The 1,601-nt window shown below is 61.3% G+C and carries 3 protein-coding genes; 2 read left to right on the forward strand and 1 reads right to left on the reverse strand.

The window, feature by feature from the left end; translation table 11 throughout:
• Positions 1-324: hypothetical protein (locus WCB02_RS05175; RefSeq protein ID WP_423956765.1), on the forward strand; the 324-nt coding region annotated here is incomplete at its 5' end.
• A 64-nt stretch (positions 325-388) separates the two neighbouring features.
• On the opposite strand, the gene WCB02_RS05180 is transcribed toward WCB02_RS05175, so the two are convergent.
• Positions 389-847 (reverse strand): GNAT family N-acetyltransferase, encoded by a 459-nt coding sequence (locus WCB02_RS05180; protein ID WP_423956766.1) that lies wholly within the window; start codon positions 845-847, stop codon positions 389-391.
• Positions 848-1,092: 245 nt separating this feature from the next.
• Here WCB02_RS05180 and WCB02_RS05185 point away from each other — a divergent pair.
• Positions 1,093-1,601: MFS transporter (locus WCB02_RS05185; protein ID WP_423956767.1), on the forward strand; the 509-nt coding region annotated here is incomplete at its 3' end.

Raw genomic sequence — 1,601 nt, forward strand, 5'->3', positions numbered from 1 at the left:
GAACAGGATGGCGCTCATGAGGGCGCTAAGGATGCGGTTGCCGAAACCGATCGTGTTGCCAATGAGATCAATGACGAACACCACGATGGTCGCAATCAGCACCGGCTCAAACCAAGCGTATTGTTCAGGCAAAAGCATAGCTCGTCTCCCCAGCATTTTCAGGATTTTTGGAAGGTAACAGACGGAACGGCGATGGCCATCCTCCTCGATGCGACGTCGGCCGGCACCGAGCGGCCACTCCACGACAATCCGAAGAGGAAAGATGAAAAAGAAATCGGCGGGGCATCGCGAGCCGCAGCGTTGGCTGGGAAAGCGTTCTTTTAATGGCAGCAGCCGCGTCGAAACTGCAAGCTGCGCGCGAAGCAGCCTCTCGTGTCGCGCTCCGCGATCAGCGGTCCGCGCGGCTCGACCGCATCAACCGCATATCGACGTGCGGGACGCCGAAATCGTCGTAAGGCTCGCCGTCGCGCAGAAATCCGAAGCGGCCATAGAAGCCTTCGAGATGGAGCTGGGCGCCGATCAGAACATCGCGACAGGATCCTTCCGCAAGACGCGCCAGAACCCTGCTGATGAGCTCCTTGCCGAGTCCTGTTCCTCGAAAGTGTCGTGCGATGGCCAATCGTCCGAACGATGCGCAGGTTTTCTTGGGCAACGGCCCATGGCAGCGCGCGCAGCCGATCAGGGCGTCATTGTCCGTTAGCAGCAGGTGATCGGCGAGCTGATCGACGAAATCCAGGTCCGGATAGGGTGATGCCTGCTCCACCACCAGGATGCTCTGCCGCAAGGCCAGCATGGCGTAGAGTTCGTCGCCGGTGAACTGCTCGAAACGCCGCCAATGGAATTGCATCGGGACTGCCCTCAGCTGCTCGGGGATGACTCCTTCACTCTCTTAGCAGACCGCAGCGCAGAGGGTCGGCAGGGCAGGGCCGCTATGCGCAACCGTCACCCGCGATTTTCGCAGTCGCAGCAAGTGGTGGATTACGCTAACGCTGGTCGGTCTTTCGAGCTGCACAGGAAATCGACGATTCCATGAGCGATACGAGATCCATCCCGGTCGATGCCTCACTATCCCCCAAGCGATCCTTTGCAGCGATGCGTCACCCGGGCTTCCGGGCCCAGTTCATCACCTTCGTGCTGGCGATGATGGCGGACAATATCGAGCACGTCATCAGCTACTGGATGCTGTATCAGAAATTCCACTCGCCGGCGTTGGCGGGTTTCGCCATCGTATCGCATTGGCTGCCGTATCTGCTGTTCTCGGTCGCCGCCGGCGCGCTGGCGGACCGGTTCGACCCGCGCCGGCTGATCCAGATCGGCATGTTGCTGTTCATCATCGCATCGCTGAGCTGGAGCTATTTCTTCGTCACCGACACGCTGCAGATGTGGCAGGCCATGGTGATCCTGGTCATTCACGGCTGTGCCGGCGTGCTGTGGCAGACGCCGAACCAGATGCTGCTCTACGATATCGTCGGGCCGTCGGACCTGGAGAGCGCGGTGCGGCTCAACGCGATGGCGCGCTACCTCGCGGTGCTGGTCGGCCCGGCCGTCGGCGGCGCCATCCTGCTCGCGCTCGGGCCTGCGCCGGGCATCATGGTCAACAC

The organism is Bradyrhizobium sp. (assembly GCF_049581145.1).
GTDB lineage: Bacteria > Pseudomonadota > Alphaproteobacteria > Rhizobiales > Xanthobacteraceae > Bradyrhizobium.

Coding starts and splice junctions, on each gene's coding strand:
- WCB02_RS05180 (WP_423956766.1), bottom strand. CDS start 847: ATGCAATTCCATTGGCGGCGTTTCGAGCAGTTCACCGGCGACGAACTC.